Genomic DNA, 25,956 nt, shown 5'->3' with positions numbered 1-25,956 from the left:
CATCGGTTCCACCCGCCGGCGCGGGGCGTGCCGGACGCAGTGGCGGGTTGCCGTCGCTGCGGAACACCCGCGGTAACCGACAACCATAAGCGGCCAAGCCGCAAGCAAATCCCCAACTTCCAGGAACTGAAATGGCTAACGAACGTGAATCGCGGGGGCGTGACCGCAACCGCGAGGAAATCGATGACGGCATGATCGAGAAGCTGATCGCGGTCAACCGCGTCAGCAAGACCGTCAAGGGTGGTCGCCAGTTCACCTTCACCGCGCTGACGGTGGTGGGTGACGGCGCCGGCAAGGTCGGCTTCGGCTACGGCAAGGCGCGCGAAGTGCCGGTCGCGATCCAGAAGTCGATGGAGTACGCCCGCAAGAACATGAGCAACGTCGAACTCAACGGCGGCACCCTGTGGCACTCGGTGAAGTCCGGCCACGGCGCGGCCCGCGTGTTCATGCAGCCCGCTTCGGAAGGTACCGGCGTGATCGCCGGCGGTGCGATGCGCGCCGTGCTCGAAGCGGTCGGCGTGAAGGACGTGCTGGCCAAGGCCGTCGGCTCGCGCAACCCGATCAACCTGGTTCGCGCGACCCTGCGCGGCCTGACGGAGATGCACTCGCCGGCCAAGATCGCGGCCAAGCGTGGCAAGAAGGTCGAGGATCTGATCAATGGCTAAGACCGAGAACAACACCGGCACCGTCAAGGTGCGCCTGGTCAAGGGCCTGCGCGGCTGCCAGTCGCGTCACCGCCTGTCGGTGCGTGCGCTGGGCCTGAACAAGCTCAACGACGTGCGTGAACTGAAGGACAGCCCGCAGGTGCGGGGCCTGATCAACAAGGTCCACTACCTGGTCCGGGTCGAGGAGTAACTGACATGCGTCTCAACACTCTCAAGCCGGCTGACGGCGCCCGCACCGAGCGCACCCGCGTCGGTCGCGGTATCGGTTCCGGCCTCGGCAAGACCGCTGGCCGCGGCCACAAGGGCTCGTTCGCGCGCTCGGGCAAGGGCAAGATCAAGGCCGGCTTCGAAGGCGGCCAGATGCCGATGCACATGCGCCTGCCGAAGATCGGCTTCCGCAGCCGCACCGCCGGCGACACCGCCGAGGTCATGCTGTATCAGCTCGACAAGCTCGAGGCCGGCGATATCGATTTCGCCGCGCTGCGTGCCGCCAAGCTGGTGCACAGCACCGCCAAGCGCGCCAAGATCGTCGCCAAGGGCGAGCTGAGCAAGAAGTTCGTGCTGAAGGGCGTCGCCGCCACGGCCGGTGCGAAGGCCGCGATCGAGGCGGCCGGCGGCAAGGTCGAGGAGTAATCCACGCATGGCGCGAAGCGGCAACGCAATGGCCGGCATGGGCGGCGGGCTCGGGAAGTTCACCGAGCTCCGCCAGCGCCTGCTGTTCGTGATCGGGGCATTGATCGTCTATCGCATCGGTTGCTACATCCCGGTGCCGGGGGTCAATCCCGAAGCGATGCTGCGGCTGATGGAAACCCAGGAAGGCACCATCGTGGACATGTTCAACATGTTCTCCGGTGGTGCGCTGGAGCGCTTCAGCCTGTTCGCGCTCAACGTGATGCCGTACATCTCGTCCTCGATCATCATGCAGTTGCTGGTGCAGATCGTGCCCAGCATGAAGGCGATCCAGAAAGAGGGCGAGTCCGGCCGCCGCAAGATTAACCAGTGGTCGCGGATGGGCTCGATCCCGCTGGCGGTGTTCCAGGCATGGGGCATCGCCACCGCGCTGCAGGCCGGTGGCGCCAGCCAGGGCATCCCGGTGGTCTACAGCCCGGGCTTCGGCTTCATCCTGACCGCGGTGATCTCGCTGACCGCCGGCACCATGTTCCTGATGTGGCTCGGCGAGCAGGTCACCGAGCGCGGCATCGGCAACGGTGTTTCGCTGATCATCTTCGCCGGCATCGTCGCCGGCCTGCCGTCGGCCGCGATCGGCATGTTCGAGCAGGTCCGCAACGGCGAAATGAGCACGTTGCTGGCGCTGGCGATCGTCGCGATCGTGTTGGCGGTGACCTACTTCGTGGTGTTCGTCGAACGCGGCCAGCGCCGGATCACGGTCAACTACGCGCGCCGCCAGGGTGGCCGCAGCGCGTACATGAACCAGTCGTCGTTCCTGCCGCTGAAGCTCAACATGTCGGGCGTGATCCCGCCGATCTTCGCGTCCAGCATCGTGATGTTCCCTGCCACCGCCGCGGCGTGGTTCGGCCAGGGTGATGCATCGTCGAAGATGCTGCAGGTCAGCCAGTGGCTGAGTCCAGGCGAGCCGCTGCACATGATCCTGTATGGCGGCATGATCGCCGGCTTCGCGTTCTTCTACACGGCGCTGGTGTTCAACTCGCAGGAAACCGCGGACAACCTGAAGAAGTCGGGTGCGCTGATCCCGGGCATCCGTCCCGGCAAGGCAACCGCCGATTACGTCGACGCGGTGCTGACCCGGCTGACCGCCGCCGGTGCGGCCTACCTGGTGCTGGTCTGCCTGCTGCCGGAAGTGATGCGCAGCCAGATGGGCATCTCGTTCTACTTCGGCGGTACCTCGCTGCTGATCGTGGTGGTGGTGGTGATGGACTTCATCGCGCAGATCCAGGCGCACCTGATGTCCCACCAGTACGAAAGCCTGTTGAAGAAGGCGAACCTGAAGGGTTCGCGCGGCGGTCTGGGCGCCCGCTAGTTTTTCCGGGTGCCGGTGGCGGAAGCTGCCGGTTCCCGCGCCACCGCCCCGCGGCGGCGCGAACGAAGTATCGGAATGCCGGGCACAGCTCCCGGCTTCCAGCAGGGCGACCCGGGCGACGTCTCGCGCACGGGTGGGTCCGGACCGGTCCGCGCGCCAGAGTAGTGCGCGGTGCCCGGCGGCGGCGGCTGACACCGTTGCTTCCTGGCAGTCCTGATCCGTCGCCGGAGCATGGGCACACTCCCCATGCCGTGGCATCCCGTGCCTCTGGCGCGGTGTGCTTCCTATGAACCCGGGACCTTGTTACAATTTCCGATTCACTCTGTCGAGTGTTCATCCAGCCGGGTTGTCAGGATCCGGCGGCCAAACCAGTTGGAGATCGCGTTATGGCGCGTATTGCGGGCGTCAACCTGCCTGCCCAGAAGCACGTCTGGGTCGGGCTGCAAAGCATCTACGGCATCGGCCGTACCCGTTCCAAGCAGGTCTGCGAGTCGGCCGGCGTCAACTCGTCGACCAAGATCCGCGACCTGTCCGAGCCGGAGGTCGAGGCCCTGCGTGCCGAGATCGGCAAGTTCGTGGTCGAGGGCGACCTCCGCCGCGAGATCGGCATGGCCATCAAGCGCCTGATGGACCTGGGCTGCTACCGCGGCCTGCGCCACCGTCGCGGCCTGCCGCTGCGCGGCCAGCGCACCAAGACCAATGCACGTACCCGCAAGGGTCCGCGCAAGGCCATCAAGAAGTAAGGGGTAGACAATGGCCAAGCCAGCACAAGCCAAGACGAAGAAGAAGATCAAGCGCGTCGTCACCGACGGCATCGCCCACGTCCACGCTTCGTTCAACAACACCATCATCACGATCACCGACCGCCAGGGCAACGCGCTGTCGTGGGCGACTTCGGGCGGCGCGGGTTTCCGCGGTTCGCGCAAGTCGACCCCGTTCGCCGCCCAGGTCGCCGCCGAGAAGGCCGGTCGTGCCGCGCTCGACTACGGCGTCAAGTCGCTGGAAGTGCGCATCAAGGGCCCGGGTCCGGGTCGGGAGTCCGCCGTTCGTTCGCTGAACAACGTCGGCTACAAGATCATCAACATCATCGACGTGACGCCGATCCCGCACAACGGGTGCCGTCCGCCGAAGAAGCGTCGCGTCTGAGGAGCTGAAGAACCATGGCTCGTTATATTGGTCCCAAGTGCAAGCTCTCGCGTCGCGAAGGTGTCGACCTCGGCCTGAAGTCGCCGGCCCGCGCGCTTGATTCGAAGTGCAAGCTGGAACAGAAGCCCGGCCAGCACGGTCCCGTCGCCCGTCGCGGCAAGCTGTCCGACTACGCCAACCAGCTGCGCGAGAAGCAGAAGGTCAAGCGTATCTACGGCCTGCTGGAGCGCCAGTTCCGCAACTACTACAAGAAGGCCGCCGCCAAGCGTGGCAACACCGGCGAAATCCTCCTGCAACTGCTGGAAACCCGCCTGGACAACGTCGTCTACCGCATGGGCTTCGCGGTGACCCGGCCGGCCGCGCGCCAGCTGGTCAGCCACCGCGGCGTCACCGTCAACGGCAAGTCCGTCAACCTGCCGTCGTACCAGGTCAAGGCCGGCGACGCGGTGGCGCTGTCCGAGCGCGCCCAGAAGCAGCTCCGTGTCCAGGAGTCGCTGACCGTCGCCCAGCAGATGGACCTGTCGCCGTCGTGGATCGAGGTCGACTCGAAGAAGTTCGCCGGCGTGTTCAAGGCGGTGCCGGACCGCACCGACCTGCCCGCCGATATCAACGAAGCGTTGATCATCGAGCTCTACTCGAAGTAAACCCATCTGTTCTTGAGCCTTCCGGCCCCGGCCGGAAGCTCGCAGGAGACCCCACAACATGACGGTTACCGCCAATCAGGTACTGCGTCCCCGCGGTCCCCAGATCGAACGCCTCGCAGGCAACCGCGCCAAGGTCGTGATCGAGCCGCTGGAGCGCGGCTACGGCCACACCCTCGGCAATGCGCTGCGCCGCGTGCTGTTGTCGTCGATCCCGGGCTTCGCCATCACCGAGGTCGAGATCGACGGCGTGCTGCACGAGTACACCACGGTCGAGGGGCTGCAGGAGGACGTGCTCGAAGTCCTGCTGAACCTCAAGGATGTCGCGATCCGCATGCACACCGGCGAGTCGGCGACGCTGTCGCTGGCCAAGCAGGGTCCCGGCATCGTCACCGCGGCCGACATCAAGACCGACCACAACGTCGAGATCCTCAACGGTGAGCACGTCATCGCCCACCTGACCAAGGACATGGCGCTGAACATGCGGCTCAAGATCGAGCGTGGCTACGGCTACCAGCCGGCCGCCGCGCGTCGCCGCCCGGACGAGGAAACCCGCGCGATCGGCCGCCTGATGCTGGACGCCAGCTTCAGCCCGGTCCGCCGCGTCGCCTACGCGGTCGAGGCCGCCCGTGTCGAGCAGCGCACCGACCTCGACAAACTCGTGATCGACATCGAGACCAACGGCACGATCGACGCCGAGGAAGCCGTGCGCACCGCCGCCGACATCCTCAGCGACCAGCTGTCGGTGTTCGGCGACTTCACCCACCGCGACCGCGGTGCGGCGAAGCCGGCCAGCAACGGTGTCGACCCGATCCTGCTGCGCCCGATCGACGACCTGGAGCTGACCGTGCGTTCGGCCAACTGCCTCAAGGCCGAGAGCATCTACTACGTCGGCGACCTGATCCAGAAGACCGAAGTCGAGCTGCTCAAGACCCCGAACCTGGGCAAGAAGTCGCTCACCGAGATCAAGGAAGTGCTCGCCCAGCGCGGCCTTTCGCTCGGCATGAAGCTCGAGAACTGGCCGCCGGCCGGCATCGCCTCGCACGGGATGATGGGCTGAGACCCGGCAACCTGCGCGGCACCGTCGCGCGCCCGGGCGAACACCCGGCGCGCGACCCCCGGCAGCCACCGGGGTTGTGATCCAGTAGCACCACCCGACGGGCCGAAGTCCGCGGGATCGCCGGTCACGGACGGCCGGCACGGACCATCCGCAGTCCAAAGCCACACCGCCACGATGGCGACAACGACGTCCAGCAGCTACAGCATTCAACAGGAACCCAAGTCATGCGCCACCAGAAATCCGGCCGCAAGTTCAGCCGCACCAGTGCCCACCGCGATGCGATGTTCTCCAACATGGCCGCTTCGATCATCAAGCACGGGGCGATCCGCACCACCCTGCCGAAGGCCAAGGAGCTGCGCCGCGTCGCGGAGCCGCTGATCACCCTGGCCAAGAAGGACAGCGTCGCCAACCGTCGCCTCGCTTTCTCGCGCCTGCGCGACAAGGAAGCGGTCGGCACCCTGTTCGTCGAGCTTGGCCCGCGTTACAGCGAGCGCCCGGGCGGCTACCTGCGCATCCTCAAGTGCGGGTTCCGCGCTGGCGACAACGCGCCGATGGCCTACGTCGAGCTGGTCGACCGCCCGGACGTCGCCGCGGAGTAATCCGCCGGCGCGGCATTGCGCCGCAGCCTCCGATCCAGCAGAAGCCCCGGTTCAAGCCCGGGGCTTCTTGCGTTGCGGCCCCGCGCCCGGGAGGGCTTCAACCGCCGCCGGCATGACGAGCGGGCCGGAAGGGTTGGTATCGCGGCCAGGGCAGCTCCTACAATGGCGGCCTCCATATCGTCGGATCGATGAGCATGTCCTTTCGCGCGCGCTTCCTGCTCGGTTTCCTGGCCTGTGCCGCACTGATCGGCTACGCGCTGTACACGCAGCTGGTCGGCGGCCTGCTGCCGTGCCCGCTGTGCATCTTCCAGCGCGTGGCCTTCGCCGTGCTCGGCGTGGTGTTCCTGGTCGGCGGCCTGCATGCGCCGACGGGCCGGGCGGGGCGCCGGGCGTACGGCGTACTGGCGATGGTCGCCTCGGTGATCGGCATCGCGGTGGCCGGCAACCATGTCCGCCTGCAGCACCTGCCGCCCGACCAGGTACCGGCCTGCGGCCCCGGGCTGGACTACATGCTCGACGTGATGCCGATCGGTGGCGTCATCCGCAAGGTGATGACCGGTTCGGGCGAGTGCGCGAACGTCGACTGGACGTTCCTCGGCCTGTCGATGCCGGCGTGGAGTCTGGTGTGGTTCGTGCTGCTGGCCGGCTGGGCGGCGTACGCGGCGTTCCGCCGGCGCTGACCGCGCGCGTCGCGGCCACGCGGCGTTTGCACTGCCCGCATCCGCGACGGATGATGGTGGGCCGTGACGCCACCGCCTGACCCCACGCCGATGCCCAGCCCCGACCGCAACCTGCAACCCGTGAACCTCCCGTCCGGCTGGGACGTCGATTCGTGGCGGACGCGGCCGGCGGCGCAACTGCCGACCTATTCCGATCCGACGGAACTGGAGGCGGTGCTCGGCGAACTGAAAGGCCTGCCGCCGCTGGTCACCTCGTGGGAGATCCTCGCTCTCAAGCAGCAGCTTGCCGAGGCGCAGGAGGGCAGGCGCTTCCTGCTGCAGGGCGGCGACTGCGCCGAGACCTTCGACGCCTGCTCGTCGGAAGTGGTGTCGAACCGGCTCAAGGTGCTGCTGCAGATGAGCCTGGTGCTCGTCCACGGCCTGCGCAAGCCGGTCGTGAGGGTGGGGCGATTCGCCGGCCAGTACGCCAAGCCGCGCTCGGCCGACACCGAGACGGTCGACGGCGTGACCCTGCCGAGCTACCGCGGCGACATGGTCAACGCGCCGGCGTTCGACGCGGCGGCGCGACGCCCCGACCCGCGCCGGATGGTCAAGGCGCACGCGCGCTCGGCAATGACGATGAACTTCGTCCGCGCACTGATCGACGGCGGTTTCGCCGACCTGCATCATCCCGAGTACTGGAACCTCAGCTGGGTCGGCCACTCGCCGCTGGCCGACGAGTACCGCGAGATGGTCGAGTCGATCGGCGACGCGGTGCGTTTCATGGAGACCCTGTCCGGCGCCGAGGTGCACAACCTCAACCGGGTCGACTTCTACACCTCGCACGAGGCCCTGCTGCTGCCGTACGAGTCGGCGATCACCCGGCAGGTGCCGCGCCACTGGGGCTGGTTCAACCTGGGCACGCACTTCCCGTGGATCGGCATGCGCACCGCGGCGATCGACGGCGCACACGTCGAGTACTTCCGCGGCATCCGCAACCCGATCGCGCTGAAGGTCGGGCCGTCGGTGACGCCGGACCAGCTGCTGCGCACGATCGACATCCTCAACCCGGAGGACGAGCCGGGGCGGCTGACCTTCATCCATCGCATGGGAGCGGCTGCGATCGCGACGAAGCTGCCGCCGCTGCTCGACGCGGTGCGCCGCGACGGGCGGCGGGTGCTGTGGGTGTGCGATCCGATGCACGGCAACACCGAGGCCACCGCCAACGGCTACAAGACCCGGCGCTTCGCCAACATCGGCAGCGAGCTGGAGCAGGCGTTCGACCTGCATGCCGCCGCCGGCACGCGGCTCGGCGGCGTGCACCTGGAGCTGACCGGCGAGGACGTCACCGAATGCCTCGGCGGCGCGCGCGACCTGACCGAGGCCGACCTCGAGCGTGCCTACCGCTCCACCGTCGACCCGCGGCTCAACTACGAACAGTCGCTGGAGATCGCGATGCTGATCGTGCGCAAGCAGGCGCAACTGGCGACGCCGGGCTGACCACCGGGCCGCAGCGGACGCCGCGCCACAAAAAAAGCCGCCCGGGCAGGGCGGCTTTTTCGTGTCCGGACGGACCGGCCGGCGATCAGCCGCCGCGGCTGGCGCGCTTGCGGTCGTTCTCGGTGCGGTGCTTCTTGCGCAGGCGGATCTGCTTGGGCGTGACCTCGACCAGCTCGTCGTCGTCGATGAACTCCAGCGCCTGCTCCAGCGACAGCTTGATCGGTGGAATCAGGCCTTCGTCCTTGTCGCTGCCGGCGGCGCGGAAGTTGGTCAGCTGCTTGCCGCGCAGGGCGTTGACGGTCAGGTCGTTGTCCTTGGAGTGGATGCCGACGATCTGGCCCTCATAGATCTCCTCGCCCGGCTCGATGAACAGGCGGCCGCGCTCCTGCATGGCGATCTGCGCGTAGGCCGGCGACGGCCCGGTACCGTTGGATATCAGCACGCCGTTGACGCGCTGGCCGATGTCGCCCTCCATCTTCGGGCCGTAGTGGTCGAAGACGTGGAACAGCAGGCCGGTACCGGCGGTCAGGGTGCGGAACTCGGTCTGGAAACCGATCAGGCCGCGCGCCGGGATGATGAACTCCAGCCGCACCCGGCCCTTGCCATCGGGCTCCATGTTCTGCAGCAGCGCCTTGCGCTCGCCGAGCCGGCCCATCACGCCGCCCTGGAACTGCTCCTCCATGTCGACCACCAGTTGCTCGAACGGCTCCTGCATGACGCCGTCGATCTCCTTGATGATGACCTCCGGGCGCGACACCGCCAGTTCGTAGCCCTCGCGGCGCATGTTCTCGATCAGGATCGACAGGTGCAGTTCGCCGCGGCCGGAGACCTTGAACTTGTCGGCGTCGCTGGTGTCCTCGACCTTCAGCGCGACGTTGTGCGCGGTCTCGCGGGTCAGGCGGTCACGCAGCTGGCGCGAGGTCAGGAACTTGCCACCGCTGCGCTCCTTGACCCCGGCAAACGGCGAGTCGTTGACCTGGAAGGTCATCGAGATGGTCGGCTCGTCGACCGTCAGCACCGGCAGTTGCTCGACCGCGGACGGGTCGCACAGGGTGTCGGAGATGCCCAGCGGGTCGATGCCGGAAAACGCGATGATGTCGCCGGCGCTGGCCTCGGGCACTTCGATGCGCTCAAGGCCCATGAAGCCGAGCACCTGCAGCACCTTGCCGTTGCGGGTCTTGCCCTCGCGGTCGATCACGGTGACCTGCTGGTTGGTCTTGACCTTGCCGCGCTGGATGCGGCCGACGCCGATCATGCCGACGTAGCTGTTGTAGTCCAGCGAGGTCACGCGCATCTGGAACGGGCCGTCGGGGTCGACGTCCGGCGCCGGCACGTGCTGGCAGATGGCTTCGAACAGCGGGGTCATGTCGCCGTCGCGTACGCTCTCGTCCATGCCCGCGTAGCCCTGCAGGCCGGAGGCGTAGACGGTGGTGAAGTCGAGCTGGTCGTCGGTGGCGCCCAGGCGGTCGAACAGGTCGAAGGTCTGGTCCAGCACCCAGCTGGCGCGCGCGCCCGGGCGGTCGACCTTGTTGACCACCACGATCGGCTTGAAACCCATCGCGAAGGCCTTCTGGGTGACGAAGCGGGTCTGCGGCATCGGCCCGTCCATCGCGTCGACCAGGATCAGGACCGAGTCGACCATCGACAGCACGCGCTCGACCTCGCCGCCGAAGTCGGCGTGCCCGGGGGTGTCGACGATGTTGATGCGCCAGCTCTCGCCGGTCTTCGGGTCGGTCCAGCGGATCGCGGTGTTCTTCGAGAGGATCGTGATGCCACGCTCCTTCTCGATGTCGCCGCTGTCCATCACGCGCTCGGACAGGACCGTGCGCTCGTTGAGGGTGCCGGACTGCTTGAGCAGCTGGTCGACGAGGGTGGTCTTGCCGTGGTCGACGTGGGCGACGATGGCGATGTTGCGCAGGCGTTCGATGGACATGCGGAAGGGCGCCCGGGGCGCGGCTCTTTTTGAAAGGAAGTCGGCCAGTATATAGAAAGTCCCGGTCCGCACGGCAGCGGCGGGGTGCTGGAGTATCCTTGGCGGTCGACGCATTCATCTTCCACCGGAGCATCCCCCATGAGCCTGATCGCCACTTTCGACACCGACCGCGGCCCGATCCGCATCCAGATGGAGCCCGAGAAGGCCCCGCTGACCGTGGCCAACTTCGCCAACCTGGCCAAGCGCGGCTTCTACGATGGCCTGAACTTCCACCGCGTCATCAATGACTTCATGGTCCAGGGCGGCTGCCCGCAGGGCACCGGCACCGGCGGCCCGGGCTACCGCTTCGAGGACGAGACCTCCAACGGCCTGTCCCATGACCGCGGGGTGCTCTCGATGGCCAACGCGGGCCCGGGCACCAACGGCAGCCAGTTCTTCATCACCCACGTGCCGTGCCCGTGGCTGAACGGCAAGCACACCGTGTTCGGCAAGGTGCTCGACGGCATGGAGGTGGTCGACAGCATCAAGCAGGGCGACAGGATCAAGTCGGTGACGCTGGAAGGCGACGTCGATGCCGCCCTGGCCGCCAAGGCCGACCGCGTGGCCGACTGGAACAAGACCCTCGACGCCAGGTAACCGCGGCCCCGCCGCGACGGGTCCGTCGGCCGCCTCGCCGGGGCCGATAGCGTCCGCCGGCCCGCCGTCCTTCGGCCCGGAACCCCCGGGCCGAATTAGTTTCACGTGGTACCATTTTCCGGTTGAACGGCCGCGGCCGCGGCCACTTCCGACCACCCCACCCGAGGTCACCAAGATGCCCCAGCTCGCCCGGCGCATCGGTCGCGCCAAGCCCAGCGCGATCATGCAGATTGCCGAGAAGGCCAAGCGCCTGAAGTCAGAAGGCCGCGACATCATCAGCTTCTCGATCGGCGTGCCGAATTTCCTGCCCGGCGAGCACGTCTACCAGGCCGCCCGCGAGGCACTGGAGCACGACAGTGGCCAGTACGGCAGCAACCGCGGCGCCGACGCGATGCTGGAGGCGTTCCTGCAGCACATCGAAAAGATCGGCCTGACCGGTTACACCAAGGCCAACCTGGCGACCGGCGTCGGTGCCAAGCACGTGCTCTACAACCTCGCCGAGGCACTGCTGGACGAGGGCGACACGATCGCCTTCCCGACCCCGTACTGGACCAGCTACCTCGACATCGCCGAGATCGTCAACGCCAGGGTCGAGCTGCTGCCGTGCCCGCCGGAGCAGGACTACAAGCTGACCCCGGCCCAGCTCGATGCCGCGCTGGCGAAGAAGCCGCGGGTGCTGCTGTTCAACAACCCGTCCAACCCGACCGGCATGGTCTACGGCAAGGACGAGATCGCCGCGCTGGCCGATGTCATCGCCAAGTATCCGGATACCTGGATCATCACCGACGACATCTACAACCGCATGGTGTTCGACGGCGTGGGTTACCATAACTTCGTACACGCCCGCCCGGAGCTCAAGGACCGGGTGATCTTCGTCGACTCGCTGTCCAAGACCTACGGCATGCCGGGCTGGCGCGTCGGCTTCATGGCCGGGCCGGAAGTGGTGGCGCAGGCCGTGGTGACGATGAACTCCAACCACATCACCAGCCTGCCGGAAGTCGTCAACGCCGCCGCCACCGCCGCGCTGGCCGGCCCGCAGGACGTGCCCGACGCCAAGTGCGCCGAGTTCCAGGCCAAGCGCGACCAGGTCATGGAAGTCATGAACTCGATCCCCGGGCTGGTCTGCCCGCGGCCGCAGGGCGCGTTCTACGTGTTCCCGGACATCAGCTGTGCGTTCGGCAAGACCCACGGTCCGACCGGCAAGGTCGTCGGCAACGACGTCGAGTTCTGCAGCGTGCTGCTGGAAGCGAAGGGCGTGGCCTGCGTGCCGGGCTCGGCGTTCGGCGAGCCGCGCGCGCTGCGCATCAGCTACACCTGCCCGACGCCGCAACTGGCGCCCGGCATCGAGCGCTTCAAGGAATTCTTCAGCGAACTGAGCTGAAGCCGTCATCACGTTTCCCGGAGATCGACCATGAAATCCCCCGTCCGCGTTGCCGTCACCGGCGCTGCCGGCCAGATCGGCTATTCCCTGCTGTTCCGCATCGCTTCCGGTGAAATGCTGGGCAAGGACCAGCCGGTCATCCTGCAGATGCTCGAGCTGCCGATGGAGAAGGCCCAGGCCGCGCTGAAGGGCGTGATGATGGAGCTGGAGGACTGCGCGTTCCCGCTGCTGGCCGGCATGGTCGGCACCGACGACGCCGAGGTCGCGTTCAAGGACGCCGACATCGCCCTGCTGGTCGGCGCGCGTCCGCGCGGCCCGGGCATGGAGCGCAAGGACCTGCTGCTGGAGAACGCCAAGATCTTCACCGCCCAGGGCGCCGCGCTGAACAAGGTCGCCAGCCGCGACGTCAAGGTACTGGTGGTCGGCAACCCGGCCAACACCAACGCCTACATCGCGATGAAGTCGGCGCCGGACCTGCCGGCCAAGAACTTCACCGCGATGCTGCGCCTGGACCACAACCGCGCGCTGAGCCAGCTGGCCAACAAGGCGGGCGTCAAGGTCGGCGACATCAAGAACCTGGTGGTCTGGGGCAACCACAGCCCCACCATGTACCCGGACTACCGCTTCGCCACCGTCGGCGGCCAGTCGCTGAAGGACAAGGTCGACGACGCCGACTGGAACGCCAACGAGTTCATCCCCAAGGTGGGCAAGCGCGGCGCGGCGATCATCGAAGCGCGCGGCCTGTCGTCGGCGGCCTCGGCGGCCAATGCCGCGATCGACCACGTCCGTGACTGGGTGCTGGGCAGCAACGGCGACTGGGTGACCATGGGCGTGCCGTCGGACGGCAGCTACGGCATCCCCGAGGGCATCATCTACGGCGTGCCGGTGACCACCGAAAACGGCGAGTACAAGCGCGTCGAGGGTCTGGAGATCGATGCCTTCTCGCGCGAGCGCATGGACAAGACCCTGGCCGAGCTCGAGGAAGAGCGCGAGGGCGTCGCCCACCTGCTGGGTTGATCCGGTAGCGCGTATCGAAGCAACGAAGGGCGGTCCAGCGGGCCGCCCTTCTTCGTTCCGGGGGCGTGCAAAGCCCCGAACCGGTCGTGACAGGGCAGGGCCGGGTCGGCCGCTCGGATAGAATCACGGGCTTGCCACCCGACGTGGAGAACACATGAGCCACCTTTCCGCCGGCGCGCGTTTCCGCGATGCCGTCGCCTCCGAATCCCCGCTGCAGGTCATGGGCGCGATCACCGCCTATGCCGGGCTGATGGCCAAGCGCACCGGTTACAAGGCGCTGTACCTGTCCGGCGGCGGCGTGGCCGCCAACTCGCTGGGCATGCCGGACCTCGGCATCTCGACGATGGAGGACGTGCTGACCGACGCCCGCCGCATCGTCGACGCCACCGGGATGCCGCTGCTGGTCGACATCGATACCGGCTGGGGCGGTGCGTTCAACATCGGCCGCACCATCCGCAGCTTCGAGCGCGTCGGCGTCGCAGCGGTGCACATGGAGGACCAGGTCGGCCAGAAGCGCTGTGGCCACCGCCCGGGCAAGGAAGTGGTGAGCAAGGGCGAGATGGTCGACCGGGTCAAGGCCGCGGTCGATGCGCGCGGCGACGACGCCTTCGTGATCATGGCGCGCACCGACGCCGCCGCGGCCGAGGGCATCGATTCGGCGATCGAGCGTGCGGTGGCCTATGTCGAGGCCGGCGCCGACATGATCTTCCCCGAGGCGATGAAGACCCTCGACGACTATCGCCGGTTCAAGGCCGCGGTGAAGGTGCCGATCCTCGCCAACCTGACCGAGTTCGGCTCGACCCCGTTCTTCACCACCGACGAGTTGCGTGACGCCAACGTCGACATCGCCCTGTATTGCTGCGGCGCCTACCGCGCGATGAACAAGGCCGCGCTGCACTTCTACGAGACGGTGCGCCGCGAGGGCACCCAGAAAAACATCATCGACACGCTGCAGACGCGCGCCGAGCTGTACGACTTCCTCGGCTACCACGAGTACGAGGACAAGCTCGACGCGCTGTTCGCGCAACAGAACGACAAGGAGTAAGCCATGAGCGACAACATCACCCTGCCCAAGCCGAAGAAGTCGGTCGCCCTGTCCGGCACCGCCGCCGGCAACACCGCGCTGTGCACGGTCGGCCGCAGCGGCAACGACCTGCATTACCGCGGCTACGACATCAAGGACCTGGCGACCAAGTCGACCTTCGAGGAAGTCGCCCACCTGCTCGTGCACGGCGCGTTGCCGACCAGGGCCCAGCTCGGCGCCTACCGGACCAAGCTGCGGCGCCTGCGCGGCCTGCCGGCGATCGTCACCGAGGCGCTGGAGCTGGTGCCGGCCAACGCCCATCCGATGGACGTGCTGCGCACCGGCTGCTCGGTGCTCGGCACCGTGCTGCCCGAGCGCGACGGCCACCCGGCCAGCGAGGCGCGCGACATCGCCGACCGCCTGATCGCCAGCTTCGGTTCGATGCTGCTGTACTGGTGGCACTTCACCCGCAACGGCCGCCGGATCGATACCGAGACCGACGACGACTCCGTCGCCGCGCACTTCCTGCACCTGCTGCACGGCGAGCCGCCGACCGCATTGCACGCCGACGCGCTCGACAAGTCGCTGATCCTCTACGCCGAACACGAGTTCAACGCCTCGACGTTTACCGCGCGCGTGATCGCCGGTACCGGCAGCGACCTGCATTCGTGCATCACCGGCGCGATCGGCGCGCTGCGCGGGCCCAAGCACGGCGGCGCCAATGAAGTGGCGATGGACATCATCAGCCGCTACGCGACCGCCGACGAGGCCGAGGCCGACATCCGCGCGCGGATGGAGCGCAAGGAGATCGTGATCGGCTTCGGCCACCCGGTGTACACGGTCGGCGACCCGCGCAACCCGATCATCAAGGAGCTCAGCCGCAAGCTGTGCAAGGACGGCGGCAACCAGGTCCTGTTCGACGTGTCCGAGCGCATCGAGAACCTGATGATGGACACCAAGAAGATGTTCCCGAACCTCGACTGGTACAGCGCCAGCGCCTACCACATGATGGGCATCCCGACCCCGATGTTCACGCCGCTGTTCGTGATCGCCCGCACCACCGGCTGGGCCGCGCACGTGATCGAGCAGCGCGAGGACGGCAAGATCATCCGCCCCAGCGCCAACTACACCGGGCCGGAAGACCGCGACTACGTATCGCTCGACGCGCGCTGAGCGCGACGGGTGCAGCAACGGAAAAGGCCGCTCGGGGAGCGGCCTTTTTCGTGTCCGGAAGGGCGTGGCGGTCAGGCCAGGCCTTCGTCGGCGAGCACTTTCCGCACGCCTGCATCGGCCTCCATGCGCGCCTTGAACGCGGCCACGTTGTCGAGCCCGCCCATGTCCACGCCCAGGCCATGGGCCCAGCGCACGGTCATGTAGAAGTAGGGGTCGGCGAAGCTGCGGAAGCCGGCGAGCCAGTCGCGCCCGCCCAGCCGGCGGTCGGCGGTCTCCATCAGGCCGCGGATGCGCTTGCGGGCGGCGTCGCCCAGTGGCGCGTGCTGCGCCTCGTCGGCCACGAACTTGCCCGGCGCGAACAGCGGGGTGAAAGCCGGGTGCACGTCGGCGTTGACGAACGCCAGCCAGCGGGTCGCCTCGGCGCGGTCGCGCGCGCTGCCGTCGCCGGCGAGCCCGCCGTCGGGGAAGCGGTCGGCGATGTAGCCCATGATCGCCGCGTTCTGGGTCAGCACGAAGTCGCCGTCGACCAGCACCGGCACGGTGCCGGCGGGGTTGATCGCGAGGTATTCGGGTGACTTCAGCGATTCGCCGGTCATGACCTCGACCGTGTGCGGGGCACCCGACCACTGCAGGGCGATGTGGTCGGCGGTCGAGCATGCGCCGGGTTTGGTGTAGAGCTTCATGCAACCTCCTGTCGGGATGTCGGTCAACGCGCGGATGCGAAGACGGGCCGGCATTGTCGCCGACCCGTCGGGGTAAACCGTCCACGTTTTCGCGACGCGCCGTTGCGCCGGCGTGCCTCAGGACTCGCGCGGCTTGAGGTTCTGTACCTTCAGGAACGTGTGGTCGCCGATCTTGGCCACCTGGTAGGCATTGCGCCAGCTCGGGCTGGCGATTGCCAGCGCGGCGAAATGGCTCGCGCCGGGGACAATCTCCTGGCGCTCGCCGGGCGGCAGCTGCCAGTTGCGCTGCGCCTCCAGGGCAACCGTCACCGACTCGGCCCAGGCCTCGGTATTGCTGAGGCGGTAGTTGGGCGAGACCAGGGTCGGGGCGAACTGCTTGCGGGCGGTCACCACCTCGCAGACGCTGTCGCCCCAGAGGCCGCTGTCGCGTCGGCGCAGGGCGACCTCGGCGACGGCCTGCTGCCCCTGCACCGACTGGTTGCGGGCTTCCAGGTACAGCGTCGTGCTGAGGCACAGCGAATCGGCGGTTTGCGGTGGCAGCACGGAAGCCAGCCACAGGATCCACGCGAGTTTCATGTCGAACTCCTTGCTCCGTTGCGCCGGCCGCACTCGACGGGCCGCACCTCCTCGGGAGGGCGGGGAACCGCAAGGCAACCGGCATGGCGTACTGGGGAGGGCGGCGGCTCTGATGGCGCGCTTTGCCCCGTCACCGGGGACCGCAGAAGGCGGGCCGGTGGTGGGTGGCCGCGAGGGGCGGCTGAAAAAGTTGGCGCAAGGTAGCGGCCGAAAGATAAACGCGATGTGAATGGCGACGCTTGACAGGCACAGCCAAAAGCACTGCCGTTCCGTGACGCAGGCCACGAAAACCTGCCTGTTCAGGCATTTACACGCACGGCCGACGCCGCCGGGGCCGTTAAGCCTGTTCAGTTTCCGGCAGGCTAGAGGTCGGCGGCGACCTCGCAGCCCTGCCGGATCGCCCGTTTGGCATCGAGTTCGGCCGCGACGTCGGCGCCGCCGATAACGGTGACGGGGATGCCGGAGCCGGCCAGCGCCGCCTGCAGCGGCCGGTGTGGCTCCTGCCCGGCGCAGACCACCACGTGGTCCACCGGCAGGGTCTGCTCGTTGCCGTCGCGGCGGATTCGCAGCCCGTCGTCGTCGATCCCGAGGTACTCGACCCCGCCCCACATGTGCACGCCGTGGTTCTTCAGGGTGGCGCGGTGGATCCAGCCGGTGGTCCTGCCCAGCCGCGCGCCGGGGCGGCCGGGGCTGCGCTGCAGCAGCCAGACCTCGCGGGCGGCGACGGGCGGGTGGGGCGCGCCCAGGCCGCCGCGGTTTTCGCGGTAGTCGAGGTCGACCCCCCATTCGGCGCGCCAGCGGGCCGGGTCGAGCGCCGGCGAGGTGCCCGACTGGACCAGGAACTCGGAGACGTCGAAACCGATCCCGCCGGCACCGATCACCGCCACCCGCGCGCCCGCGACGACGTCGCCGCGCAGGATGTCGAGGTAGCCGACCACCTTCCGGTGCCCGGCGCCGGGGAAGTCGACCGCGCGCGGGACCACGCCGGTGGCGAGCACCACGTGGTCGAAGCCGGCAAGCGTCGCCGCGTCGGCCCGGGTGCCCAGCCGCAGGTCAACGCCGGTGCGTCCGATCTCGCCGTCGAAATAGCGGACCGTCTCGTCGAACTCCTCCTTGCCGGGGATGCGGCGGGCGAGGTTGAACTGCCCGCCGATCGCACCGGCGGCCTCGAACAGCGTGACCGCGTGGCCGCGACCGGCGGCGACGGTGGCGCAGGCCAGTCCCGCCGGGCCCGCGCCGACCACCGCGATGCGCCGCGGCGCGGTCGCCGGGCGGTAGACCAGCTCGGTCTCGTGGCAGGCACGCGGGTTGACCAGGCAACTGGCGGTGCGGTTCTCGAACACATGGTCGAGGCAGGCCTGGTTGCAGGCGATGCAGGTGTTGATCGTGTCGGGACGCGCGGCCCGTGCCTTCGCCACCCACTGCGGGTCGGCCAGCAGCGGTCGCGCCATCGACACCATGTCGGCGTCGCCGGCGGCGAGGATGCGCTCGGCGACGTCGGGCATGTTGATCCGGTTGGTGGTGACCAGCGGCACCGAGACCTCGGGCCTGAGGCGCGCGGTGATGCCCGCGAACGCGCCGCGCGGCACCGAAGTGGCGATGGTCGGCACCCGCGCCTCGTGCCAGCCGATGCCGGTGTTGATCAGGGTCGCGCCGGCCGCCTCGACCGCGCGCGCCTGCTGCACCACCTCGTCCCAGGCCAGGCCGTCATCGACCAGGTCGATCATCGACAGCCGGTAGACGAGGATGAAGTCCGGTCCGCAGGCCTCGCGGATGCGGCGCACGATTTCCACCGCGAAACGCATCCGCCGCGCCGCATCGCCGCCGAACGCGTCGTCGCGCCGGTTGGTGCGCGGCGCGGTGAACTGGTTGAGCAGGTAGCCCTCCGAGCCCATCACCTCGACGCCGTCGTAACCGGCGTCGCGCGCCAGCCGCGCGGTGTCGACGAATGCACGGATCTGCCGTTCGACCCCGCGCGCCGACAGCGCCCGCGGGGTGAACGGGTTGATCGGCGACTTGATCCGGCTCGGCGCGACCTGCAGCGGGTGGTAGCCATAGCGACCCGAATGCAGGATCTGCAGGCAGATGCGGCCGCCTTGCGCATACACCGCACCGGTGACCTGCCGGTGCCGGCCGACCTGCCAGCGCGACGACAGCGTGCCGCCGAAAGGCTTGAGCCAGCCGGTGATGTTGGGCGAGAAGCCGCCGGTGACGATCAGCCCGACGCCGCCTGCGGCGCGCTCCGCGAAGTAGGCGGCCAGCCGCGGGAAGTCGCGCGCGCGGTCCTCCAGCCCGGTGTGCATCGAGCCCATCAGCACCCGGTTGGGCAGCGTGCAGAAGCCCAGGTCGAGCGGGGCGAACAGGTGGGGGTAGAGCGGATGCGCGGCGGCGTCGGACATGGGATACGCAGGCGTACGGAAACAGCCACGATGCCGCCAAAACGCCCCCGCGGCAAGCTGCCGGCCGGCGGGGATGGTCGCGCCGGACACCGGTTCCACGGCCGTCGCCGATGGCCGGCGCCGGGCCGGATGCGATAATCGACCCACCACGTTTCGCGGCCGGCCCCCGATGCTTCACGGCGGGGCTGGTCCGCGCGCGCGTCGTCGCCACGCAAGAGAGCCGATATCCGCATGAACACCGATTACCGCAAGCCGCTGCCGGGCACCGCGCTCGACTACTTCGACACCCGCGCCGCCGTCGAGGCGATCCAGCCCGGCGCGTACGACACGCTGCCGTACACCTCGCGCGTGCATGCGGAGAACCTGGTGCGCCGCGCCGACCCGGCGCAGCTGCGTGATTACCTGGTCCAGCTCATCGAGCGCCGCCGGGATCTCGACTTCCCGTGGTTCCCGGCGCGCGTGGTCTGCCACGACATCCTCGGCCAGACCGCGCTGGTCGACCTGGCCGGCCTGCGCGACGCGATCGCCCAGCGCGGCGGCGACCCGGCGCAGGTCAACCCGGTGGTGCCGACCCAGCTGATCGTCGACCACTCGCTGGCGGTCGAGTGCGGCGGCTTCGACCCCGATGCCTTTACCAAGAACCGCGCGATCGAGGAGCGCCGCAACGAGGACCGCTTCCACTTCATCGAGTGGACGAAGCACGCGTTCAGGAACGTCGACGTGATCCCGCCGGGCAACGGGATCATGCACCAGATCAACCTGGAGAAGATGTCGCCGGTGGTCTACGTGCAGGACGGCGTGGCGTTCCCCGACACCTGCGTCGGCACCGACAGCCACACCCCGCACGTCGATGCGCTGGGCGTGATCGCGGTCGGCGTCGGCGGACTGGAGGCCGAGAGCGTGATGCTCGGCCGCGCCTCGTGGATGCGGCTGCCCGAGATCGTCGGCGTCGAGCTGACCGGCAAGCCGCAGCCCGGCATCACCGCCACCGACATCGTGCTGGCGCTGACCGAGTTCCTGCGCCAGTCGAAGGTGGTCGGCGCCTACCTCGAGTTCCGTGGCGAGGGGGCGCGTGCGCTGACCCTCGGCGACCGCGCCACGATCTCGAACATGGCGCCCGAGTACGGCGCGACCGCGGCGATGTTCTTCATCGACGAGAACACGATCGACTACCTGCGCCTGACCGGGCGCGACGACGAGCAGGTCAAGCTGGTCGAGACCTACGCCAGGCACACCGGCCTGTGGGCCGACGCGCTGGCCACCGCCCAGTACGAGCGCACGCTGGGCTTCGACCTGTCGACCGTGACCCGCAACATGGCCGGCCCCTCCAACCCGCACCGGCGCCTGCCGACCTCGGCGCTGGCCGAGCGCGGCATCGCCGGCAACCTCGACGCCGCGCGTGCGCAGGAGGCCCAGGGCCTGATGCCCGACGGCGCGGTGATCATCGCCGCGATCACCAGCTGCACCAACACGTCTAATCCGCGCAACGTGATCGCCGCCGGCCTGCTGGCGAAGAAGGCGAACGCGCTGGGCCTGGTGCGCAAGCCGTGGGTCAAGACCTCGCTCGCGCCGGGCTCGAAGGCGGTGCAGCTGTACCTGGAGGAGGCCGGCCTGCTGCCGGAGCTGGAGAAGCTCGGTTTCGGCATCGTCGGCTTCGCCTGCACCACCTGCAACGGCATGAGCGGCGCGCTCGACCCGAAGATCCAGCAGGAAATCGTCGACCGCGACCTGTACGTCACTGCGGTGCTGTCGGGCAACCGCAACTTCGACGGCCGCATCCACCCGTATGCGAAGCAGGCGTTCCTCGCCTCGCCGCCGCTGGTGGTCGCGTACGCGGTGGCCGGCACGGTCCGCTTCGACATCGAGAAGGACGTGCTCGGGCTTGATGCGCAAGGCAATCCGGTGACGCTCAAGGATCTTTGGCCTTCGGATGAGGAAATCGACGCGATCGTGCGCGAGCACGTCAAGCCCGAGCAGTTCCGCCGCGTGTACGAGCCGATGTTCAACCTGCGCGCCGGGCACGGCAGCAAGGTCTCGCCGCTGTACGACTGGCGCGAGATGAGCACCTACATCCGCTGCCCCCCGTACTGGGAGGGTGCGCTCGCCGGCGAACGCACGCTGCGCGGCATGCGCCCGCTGGCGGTGCTCGGCGACAACATCACCACCGACCACCTGTCGCCGTCGAACGCGATCCTCGCCAGCAGCGCCGCCGGCGAATACCTGGCGAAGATGGGCCTGCCGGAGGAGGACTTCAATTCCTACGCGACCCACCGCGGCGACCACCTGACCGCGCAGCGGGCGACCTTCGCCAACCCCAAGCTGCTCAACGAGATGGTGCGCGACGAGGCCGGCGACGTGCGGCAGGGCTCGCTCGCCCGCATCGAACCGGACGGGCAGGTCACCCGCATGTGGGAGGCGATCGAGACCTACATGGAGCGCCGCCAGCCGCTGATCATCATCGCCGGTGCCGACTACGGCCAGGGCAGCTCGCGCGACTGGGCCGCCAAGGGCGTGCGCCTGGCCGGCGTGGAGGCGATCGCCGCCGAGGGCTTCGAGCGCATCCACCGCACCAACCTGATCGGCATGGGCGTGCTGCCGCTGGAGTTCCTGCCCGGCACCGACCGCAACACGCTGGGCATCGATGGCACCGAGACCTACGACGTGAGCGGCACGCCCGCACCGCGCGCGACGCTGACGCTGGTGATCCACCGCCGCAGCGGCGAGCGGGTCGAGGTGCCGGTCACCTGCCGCCTCGACACCGCCGAGGAGGTGGCCATCTACGAGGCCGGCGGCGTGCTGCAGCGCTTCGCCAACGACTTCTTCGAGTCGGCGCGGGAGGCGCAGGTTGGGACTTGATCGCCAGGTCCCTTCCAACCCCGGAACGTCATTCCCGCCTACGCGGGAATGACGAGCAAAAGCAGCAGTGCAGCAGCCGCGAGGTCCGCCCGCGGAGGCGCATCAACAAGAACCGATCGCCAGGAAAACCCCATGCCACACGCCCCGCAACTCCGCATCCCCGCCACCTACATGCGCGGCGGCACCAGCAAGGGCGTGTTCTTCCGCCTGCAGGACCTGCCCGCCGCGGCGCAGGCCCCCGGCCCGGCGCGCGATGCCTTGCTGATGCGCGTGATCGGCTCGCCCGATCCCTACGGCAAGCACACCGACGGCATGGGCGGGGCGACCTCGAGCACCAGCAAGTGCGTGATCATTTCGGAGTCGACGAAACCGGGCCACGACGTCGATTACCTGTACGGCCAGGTCTCCATCGACAGTGCGTTCGTCGACTGGAGCGGTAACTGCGGCAACCTGAGCGCGGCCGTCGGGCCGTTCGCGATCAGCGCCGGCCTGATCGATCCTGCCAGGGTGCCGCGCGACGGCATCGCCACCGTGCGGATCTGGCAGGCCAACATCGGCAAGACCATCGTCGCCCACGTGCCGATGACCGACGGTCAGGTGCAGGAGACCGGTGATTTCGAACTCGACGGCGTGACCTTCCCGGCGGCCGAGATCCAGCTGGAGTTCGTCGACCCGGCCGACGAGGGCGAGGGCGCCATGTTCCCGACCGGGAACCTGGTCGACGACCTCGAGGTGCCCGGTGTCGGCACGTTCAAGGCCACCCTGATCAACGCCGGCATCCCGACCATCTTCCTCGACGCCGCCGACCTCGGCTACACCGGCACCGAGCTGCAGGACGCCATCAACGGTGACCCGCAGGCGCTGGCGCGTTTCGAGACGATCCGCGCATACGGCGCGGTGCGCATGGGCCTGATCGGGAACGTCGAGCAGGCCGCCACGCGCCAGCACACGCCCAAGGTCGCGTTCGTCGCGCCGCCGGCCGACCACGTCGCCTCCAGCGGCAAGCGCATCGCCGCCGGCGACGTCGACCTACTGGTGCGCGCGCTGTCGATGGGCAAGCTGCACCACGCGATGATGGGCACCGCGGCGGTGGCGATCGGCACCGCCGCGTCGATCCCGGGCACCCTGGTGCATGCCGCGGCCGGCGGCGGCCAGCGCGAGGCGGTGCGCTTCGGCCATCCCTCCGGCACCCTGCGGGTCGGCGCGCAGGCGGAGCAGGTCGATGGCCGCTGGACGGTGACCAAGGCGGTGATGAGCCGCAGCGCACGCGTGCTGATGGAGGGGGCGGTGCGGGTGCCGGCGGAGACCCTGCCGGGCGCGTGATCCTGCAGGTCGGGTGAAGGCCCCGCCGGAGGGGACGGGTCACAATGGCGGCTCCCCTCCGGAGGATGTGCCATGAGCCGGTTCGACCAGCGCTCCACCATCCGTCCCGATCCCGACCGGCCGATGCTGGACGTCGCCGACTACGTGGCCGGCTACACCGTCGACTCGCGGGAAGCCTTCGACACCGCCCGCTACATGCTGCTGGACTCGCTGGCCTGCACGGCGCTGGCGATGGACCACGAGGAATGTGTAAAGCACCTCGGTCCGCTGGTGCCCGGCGCGGACATGAAGGGCGGCGCGCGCGTGCCGTTCACCACGCATGAGCTCGACCCGGTCCAGGCCGCCTACAACATCGGCGTGCAGATCCGCTGGCTCGACTTCAACGACACCTGGCTGGCGGCCGAGTGGGGCCATCCGTCCGACAACCTCGGCGCGATCCTCGCCGTCGCCGACTACCTGGGTCGCAAGGCCGAAGCGGAAGGAGAAGGCAAGAGCGGGCAGGCACTGACCGTCCGCGACGTGCTCGCCTACGCGATCAAGGCGCACGAGATCCAGGGCTGCTACGCGCTGAAGAACTCGTTCAACCGGGTCGGCCTCGACCACGTCATCCTGGTGCGGCTGGCCTCGACCGCCGTCGCCACCCACATGCTCGGCGGCGACCGCGACGCGATCTGGACCGCGGTCTCGCACAGCTGGATCGACAACGGCGTGCTGCGCACCTACCGCCACGCGCCCAACACCGGCCCGCGCAAGAGCTGGGCCGCCGGCGACGCCTGCCGCCGCGCGGTCACCCACGCCCTCAATGCCGTGAAGGGCGTGGTCGGCTACCCGAGCGCACTGAGCGTGCCGACCTGGGGCTTCTACGACATCGCCTTCAACGGCAAGCCGTTCGAATTCGAGCGCCCGTTCGGCAGCTACGTGATGGAGAATGTCCTGTTCAAGATCAGCTACCCCGCCGAGTTCCACGCCCAGACCGCGGTGGAGTGCGCGATGGCCCTGCACGGCCAGGTCCGGGACCGCCTCGGCGACATCGAACGCATCGAGATCCAGACCCAGCAGGCCGGCGCGCGGATCATCGACAAGACCGGCCCGCTGCACAACTACGCCGACCGCGACCACTGCATCCAGTACATGGTCGCCGTACCGCTGATCTTCGGCCGGCTGACCGCCGACGATTACACCGACGCCGTCGCCGCCGATCCGCGCATCGATGCCCTGCGCGGCAAAATGACGGTGAGCGAGAATCCCGGCTTCACCCGTGATTACTTCGACCCCGAAAAACGCTACATCGGCAATTCGGTGCAGGTGTTCTTCACTGACGGCAGCCATACCGACCGGGTTTCGATCGATTACCCGGTTGGCCACCGCAGGCGCCGTGAAGAGGGCATCCCGCTGCTGATGGCGAAGTTCGAGCGCGCGGTCCGTGCTCGTTTGCCGGCCGATGGCGCCGAACGCCTGCTGGCACTAGCCGCGTCGCCTGACAGGTTCGACGCGACCCCGATTACCGCCCTGATGGCGATGCTGCGTAACTGAACCGCGCTTTACGGCGAAACGCGGATCCCGGGAACTTCCGCGAATGTTAGACGACTGTTAACACCGTCTTCACGGGTCGGAACCTAACCTGCGCCGCGATGGCGTCATCTGGCGGCCGTCCCCAAACGGTAAGGATCCTCGCAGACGCGGTTTCCAACATTTTGAGTGAACAAGGAGATACGAATGAATAAGAAACTCCTCTGCGCCGCCCTGCTGGGTGGTCTGACGATGGTCGGCACGGCCAGTGCGCAGGAATTCGACGACCGCTGGTATGTCACCGGTACCGCCGGCATGAACATCCAGGACAACGATCGCGGCACCCGCAACGCGCCGTTCGGTGCGATCGGCGTCGGCAAGTTCATCAACCCCTACTGGTCGGTCGACGGCGAGCTGAACTACCAGAACCCGCAGGCCGACCGTAACCAGGACCTGAACTGGAGCCAGTACGGCATCTCGTTCGACGTCCGCCGCCACTTCATCGCCGAAGGCCGCGCCTGGAACCCGTACGTGGTGATGGGCCTGGGCTACCAGCGTGCCGAGGAGGAGTTCGACCCCTCCAACCCGCTGCTGCCGGCGCGCTTCGAGCGCAACGGCGCCCCGAGCGAGCGTGAAGACGGCACCGTTGCCGGCAAGCTCGGCTTCGGCGTGCAGGGTGACGTCGGTCGCGTCGCGATCCGTACCGAGCTGGCCTACCGCATCGACGCGGACGACGACAGCATCGGCGCGTTCCTGAGCGACGAAGTGCCGCGCGACGACGGCGCCGACTGGTTCGGCGACGTGCTGGCCTCGGTCGGCGTGGTCGTGCCGCTGGGTCCGGAGCCGGTCGCCCCGGTCGCCCCGGCCCCGGTTGCGCCGAGCTGCGCGGACCTGGACGACGACGGTGACGGCGTCAACAACTGCGACGACAAGTGCCCGGGCTCGCAGGCCGGCCAGACCATCGGTCCGGATGGTTGCCCGGTGCCGGTGTCGATCGACCTGAAGGGCGTGAACTTCGACTTCGACAAGTCGACGCTGCGTCCGGACGCGGTCGCGATCCTGAGCGAGGCGGTGCAGATCCTGCAGCGTTACCCGGACCTGCGGGTCGAGGTGGCCGGTCACACCGACCTGTGCGGTTCGGACGCCTACAACCAGTCGCTGTCGGAGCGTCGCGCCA

General features: G+C 68.4%; 24 protein-coding genes. 20 read left to right on the top strand and 4 right to left on the bottom strand.

Features of this window, described 5'->3' with window-relative positions:
• Positions 1-131 precede the first annotated feature (131 nt).
• The 11 genes from rpsE (at position 132) to N799_RS11595 (ending at position 8,269) form a co-directional block, all read left to right on the top strand.
• Positions 132-665 (top strand): 30S ribosomal protein S5, encoded by a 534-nt coding sequence (rpsE, locus tag N799_RS11645; protein WP_036212609.1) that lies wholly within the window; start codon positions 132-134, stop codon positions 663-665.
• Positions 658-855 (top strand): 50S ribosomal protein L30, encoded by a 198-nt coding sequence (rpmD, locus tag N799_RS11640; RefSeq protein ID WP_036212606.1) that lies wholly within the window; start codon positions 658-660, stop codon positions 853-855. Before rpsE ends, rpmD begins: the two co-directional genes overlap by 8 nt.
• 5 nt (positions 856-860) lie before the next feature.
• Positions 861-1,298, top strand: a complete 438-nt coding sequence (rplO, locus tag N799_RS11635; protein WP_036212604.1) for a 50S ribosomal protein L15 — start codon at positions 861-863, stop codon at positions 1,296-1,298.
• A 7-nt stretch (positions 1,299-1,305) separates the two neighbouring features.
• Complete coding sequence (gene secY, locus N799_RS11630) at positions 1,306-2,664, top strand: preprotein translocase subunit SecY (RefSeq protein WP_036212601.1); 1,359 nt, start codon at positions 1,306-1,308, stop codon at positions 2,662-2,664.
• Between the two features lie 386 nt (positions 2,665-3,050).
• Positions 3,051-3,407 (top strand): 30S ribosomal protein S13, encoded by a 357-nt coding sequence (gene rpsM / locus N799_RS11625; RefSeq protein WP_036212598.1) that lies wholly within the window; start codon positions 3,051-3,053, stop codon positions 3,405-3,407.
• A gap of 10 nt (positions 3,408-3,417) precedes the next feature.
• Positions 3,418-3,810 carry a 30S ribosomal protein S11 gene (rpsK, locus tag N799_RS11620; RefSeq protein ID WP_036212595.1) on the top strand — a complete coding sequence of 131 codons (393 nt, stop codon included), beginning with the start codon at positions 3,418-3,420 and terminating at the stop codon, positions 3,808-3,810.
• Positions 3,811-3,824: 14 nt separating this feature from the next.
• Positions 3,825-4,454, top strand: a complete 630-nt coding sequence (gene rpsD / locus N799_RS11615; RefSeq protein WP_036212592.1) for a 30S ribosomal protein S4 — start codon at positions 3,825-3,827, stop codon at positions 4,452-4,454.
• 58 nt (positions 4,455-4,512) lie between these two features.
• Complete coding sequence (locus N799_RS11610) at positions 4,513-5,511, top strand: DNA-directed RNA polymerase subunit alpha (RefSeq protein ID WP_036212588.1); 999 nt, start codon at positions 4,513-4,515, stop codon at positions 5,509-5,511.
• A gap of 224 nt (positions 5,512-5,735) precedes the next feature.
• Positions 5,736-6,110: a 50S ribosomal protein L17 gene (rplQ, locus tag N799_RS11605; protein ID WP_036212586.1), complete on the top strand. Its 375-nt coding sequence runs from the start codon at positions 5,736-5,738 to the stop codon at positions 6,108-6,110.
• Positions 6,111-6,298: 188 nt separating this feature from the next.
• Positions 6,299-6,790, top strand: a complete 492-nt coding sequence (locus N799_RS11600) for a disulfide bond formation protein B (protein WP_036212583.1) — start codon at positions 6,299-6,301, stop codon at positions 6,788-6,790.
• 90 nt (positions 6,791-6,880) lie between these two features.
• Positions 6,881-8,269, top strand: a complete 1,389-nt coding sequence (locus tag N799_RS11595) for a class II 3-deoxy-7-phosphoheptulonate synthase (RefSeq protein WP_052101507.1) — start codon at positions 6,881-6,883, stop codon at positions 8,267-8,269.
• Between the two features lie 85 nt (positions 8,270-8,354).
• On the opposite strand, the gene typA is transcribed toward N799_RS11595, so the two are convergent.
• Complete coding sequence (gene typA, locus N799_RS11590; RefSeq protein WP_036212580.1) at positions 8,355-10,202, bottom strand: translational GTPase TypA; 1,848 nt, start codon at positions 10,200-10,202, stop codon at positions 8,355-8,357.
• Between the two features lie 138 nt (positions 10,203-10,340).
• On the opposite strand from typA, the gene N799_RS11585 reads away from it, so the two are divergent.
• The 5 genes from N799_RS11585 (at position 10,341) to prpC (ending at position 15,433) form a co-directional block, all read left to right on the top strand.
• Positions 10,341-10,838, top strand: a complete 498-nt coding sequence (locus tag N799_RS11585; RefSeq protein WP_036212577.1) for a peptidylprolyl isomerase — start codon at positions 10,341-10,343, stop codon at positions 10,836-10,838.
• 175 nt (positions 10,839-11,013) lie between these two features.
• On the top strand, positions 11,014-12,219 hold the full coding sequence (locus N799_RS11580) for a pyridoxal phosphate-dependent aminotransferase (protein WP_036212574.1): 1,206 nt from the start codon (positions 11,014-11,016) through the stop codon (positions 12,217-12,219).
• A 30-nt stretch (positions 12,220-12,249) separates the two neighbouring features.
• Positions 12,250-13,236 (top strand): malate dehydrogenase, encoded by a 987-nt coding sequence (locus tag N799_RS11575; RefSeq protein WP_036212570.1) that lies wholly within the window; start codon positions 12,250-12,252, stop codon positions 13,234-13,236.
• Positions 13,237-13,390: 154 nt separating this feature from the next.
• The gene (gene prpB, locus N799_RS11570) at positions 13,391-14,281 is read left to right on the top strand and encodes a methylisocitrate lyase (RefSeq protein WP_036212567.1); all 891 of its coding nucleotides are present in this window, start codon (positions 13,391-13,393) and stop codon (positions 14,279-14,281) included.
• Positions 14,282-14,284: 3 nt separating this feature from the next.
• Positions 14,285-15,433: a bifunctional 2-methylcitrate synthase/citrate synthase gene (gene prpC, locus N799_RS11565; protein ID WP_036212564.1), complete on the top strand. Its 1,149-nt coding sequence runs from the start codon at positions 14,285-14,287 to the stop codon at positions 15,431-15,433.
• Between the two features lie 71 nt (positions 15,434-15,504).
• On the opposite strand, the gene N799_RS11560 is transcribed toward prpC, so the two are convergent.
• The 3 genes from N799_RS11560 to N799_RS11550 form a co-directional block, all read right to left on the bottom strand.
• Entirely contained in the window at positions 15,505-16,116 is a 612-nt protein-coding gene (locus N799_RS11560; protein ID WP_036212561.1) for a glutathione S-transferase family protein, read from the bottom strand.
• 117 nt (positions 16,117-16,233) lie between these two features.
• A complete protein-coding gene (locus N799_RS11555; protein ID WP_036212665.1) occupies positions 16,234-16,692 on the bottom strand; it encodes a cell wall hydrolase in 459 nt (152 codons plus the stop codon).
• A gap of 362 nt (positions 16,693-17,054) precedes the next feature.
• Positions 17,055-19,091, bottom strand: a complete 2,037-nt coding sequence (locus N799_RS11550; RefSeq protein WP_036212558.1) for an NADPH-dependent 2,4-dienoyl-CoA reductase — start codon at positions 19,089-19,091, stop codon at positions 17,055-17,057.
• Positions 19,092-19,322: 231 nt separating this feature from the next.
• Between N799_RS11550 and acnD the strand changes: the two genes are divergently transcribed.
• From acnD to N799_RS11530, 4 genes are all read left to right on the top strand, one after another.
• A complete protein-coding gene (gene acnD / locus N799_RS11545) occupies positions 19,323-21,947 on the top strand; it encodes a Fe/S-dependent 2-methylisocitrate dehydratase AcnD (RefSeq protein ID WP_036212555.1) in 2,625 nt (874 codons plus the stop codon).
• Between the two features lie 132 nt (positions 21,948-22,079).
• Positions 22,080-23,270, top strand: coding sequence for a 2-methylaconitate cis-trans isomerase PrpF (gene prpF / locus N799_RS11540; protein ID WP_036212552.1), 1,191 nt, complete (start codon positions 22,080-22,082; stop codon positions 23,268-23,270).
• 72 nt (positions 23,271-23,342) lie between these two features.
• On the top strand, positions 23,343-24,803 hold the full coding sequence (locus tag N799_RS11535; protein ID WP_036212549.1) for a bifunctional 2-methylcitrate dehydratase/aconitate hydratase: 1,461 nt from the start codon (positions 23,343-23,345) through the stop codon (positions 24,801-24,803).
• 183 nt (positions 24,804-24,986) lie between these two features.
• Positions 24,987-25,956 (top strand): OmpA family protein (locus N799_RS11530; RefSeq protein ID WP_036212546.1); only part of this gene is annotated, 970 nt, incomplete at its 3' end.

The sequence above is a fragment of the Lysobacter arseniciresistens ZS79 genome (assembly GCF_000768335.1).
Lineage (GTDB): Bacteria > Pseudomonadota > Gammaproteobacteria > Xanthomonadales > Xanthomonadaceae > Novilysobacter > Novilysobacter arseniciresistens.
The sequence above is the reverse complement of the archived record's forward strand: the minus strand, read 5'-3'. Positions and strand labels throughout refer to the sequence as shown.

Coding starts and splice junctions, on each gene's coding strand:
- N799_RS11595 (WP_052101507.1), top strand. CDS start 6,881: ATGCCCAGCCCCGACCGCAACCTGCAACCCGTGAACCTCCCGTCCGGC.
- rpsM (WP_036212598.1), top strand. CDS start 3,051: ATGGCGCGTATTGCGGGCGTCAACCTGCCTGCCCAGAAGCACGTCTGG.
- N799_RS11610 (WP_036212588.1), top strand. CDS start 4,513: ATGACGGTTACCGCCAATCAGGTACTGCGTCCCCGCGGTCCCCAGATC.
- rpsK (WP_036212595.1), top strand. CDS start 3,418: ATGGCCAAGCCAGCACAAGCCAAGACGAAGAAGAAGATCAAGCGCGTC.
- N799_RS11560 (WP_036212561.1), bottom strand. CDS start 16,116: ATGAAGCTCTACACCAAACCCGGCGCATGCTCGACCGCCGACCACATC.
- N799_RS11555 (WP_036212665.1), bottom strand. CDS start 16,692: ATGAAACTCGCGTGGATCCTGTGGCTGGCTTCCGTGCTGCCACCGCAA.
- N799_RS11600 (WP_036212583.1), top strand. CDS start 6,299: ATGAGCATGTCCTTTCGCGCGCGCTTCCTGCTCGGTTTCCTGGCCTGT.
- N799_RS11580 (WP_036212574.1), top strand. CDS start 11,014: ATGCCCCAGCTCGCCCGGCGCATCGGTCGCGCCAAGCCCAGCGCGATC.
- acnD (WP_036212555.1), top strand. CDS start 19,323: ATGAACACCGATTACCGCAAGCCGCTGCCGGGCACCGCGCTCGACTAC.
- N799_RS11585 (WP_036212577.1), top strand. CDS start 10,341: ATGAGCCTGATCGCCACTTTCGACACCGACCGCGGCCCGATCCGCATC.
- prpC (WP_036212564.1), top strand. CDS start 14,285: ATGAGCGACAACATCACCCTGCCCAAGCCGAAGAAGTCGGTCGCCCTG.
- N799_RS11535 (WP_036212549.1), top strand. CDS start 23,343: ATGAGCCGGTTCGACCAGCGCTCCACCATCCGTCCCGATCCCGACCGG.
- prpB (WP_036212567.1), top strand. CDS start 13,391: ATGAGCCACCTTTCCGCCGGCGCGCGTTTCCGCGATGCCGTCGCCTCC.
- rpsD (WP_036212592.1), top strand. CDS start 3,825: ATGGCTCGTTATATTGGTCCCAAGTGCAAGCTCTCGCGTCGCGAAGGT.
- rplQ (WP_036212586.1), top strand. CDS start 5,736: ATGCGCCACCAGAAATCCGGCCGCAAGTTCAGCCGCACCAGTGCCCAC.
- typA (WP_036212580.1), bottom strand. CDS start 10,202: ATGTCCATCGAACGCCTGCGCAACATCGCCATCGTCGCCCACGTCGAC.
- N799_RS11550 (WP_036212558.1), bottom strand. CDS start 19,091: ATGTCCGACGCCGCCGCGCATCCGCTCTACCCCCACCTGTTCGCCCCG.
- N799_RS11575 (WP_036212570.1), top strand. CDS start 12,250: ATGAAATCCCCCGTCCGCGTTGCCGTCACCGGCGCTGCCGGCCAGATC.
- rplO (WP_036212604.1), top strand. CDS start 861: ATGCGTCTCAACACTCTCAAGCCGGCTGACGGCGCCCGCACCGAGCGC.
- prpF (WP_036212552.1), top strand. CDS start 22,080: ATGCCACACGCCCCGCAACTCCGCATCCCCGCCACCTACATGCGCGGC.
- rpmD (WP_036212606.1), top strand. CDS start 658: ATGGCTAAGACCGAGAACAACACCGGCACCGTCAAGGTGCGCCTGGTC.
- rpsE (WP_036212609.1), top strand. CDS start 132: ATGGCTAACGAACGTGAATCGCGGGGGCGTGACCGCAACCGCGAGGAA.
- secY (WP_036212601.1), top strand. CDS start 1,306: ATGGCGCGAAGCGGCAACGCAATGGCCGGCATGGGCGGCGGGCTCGGG.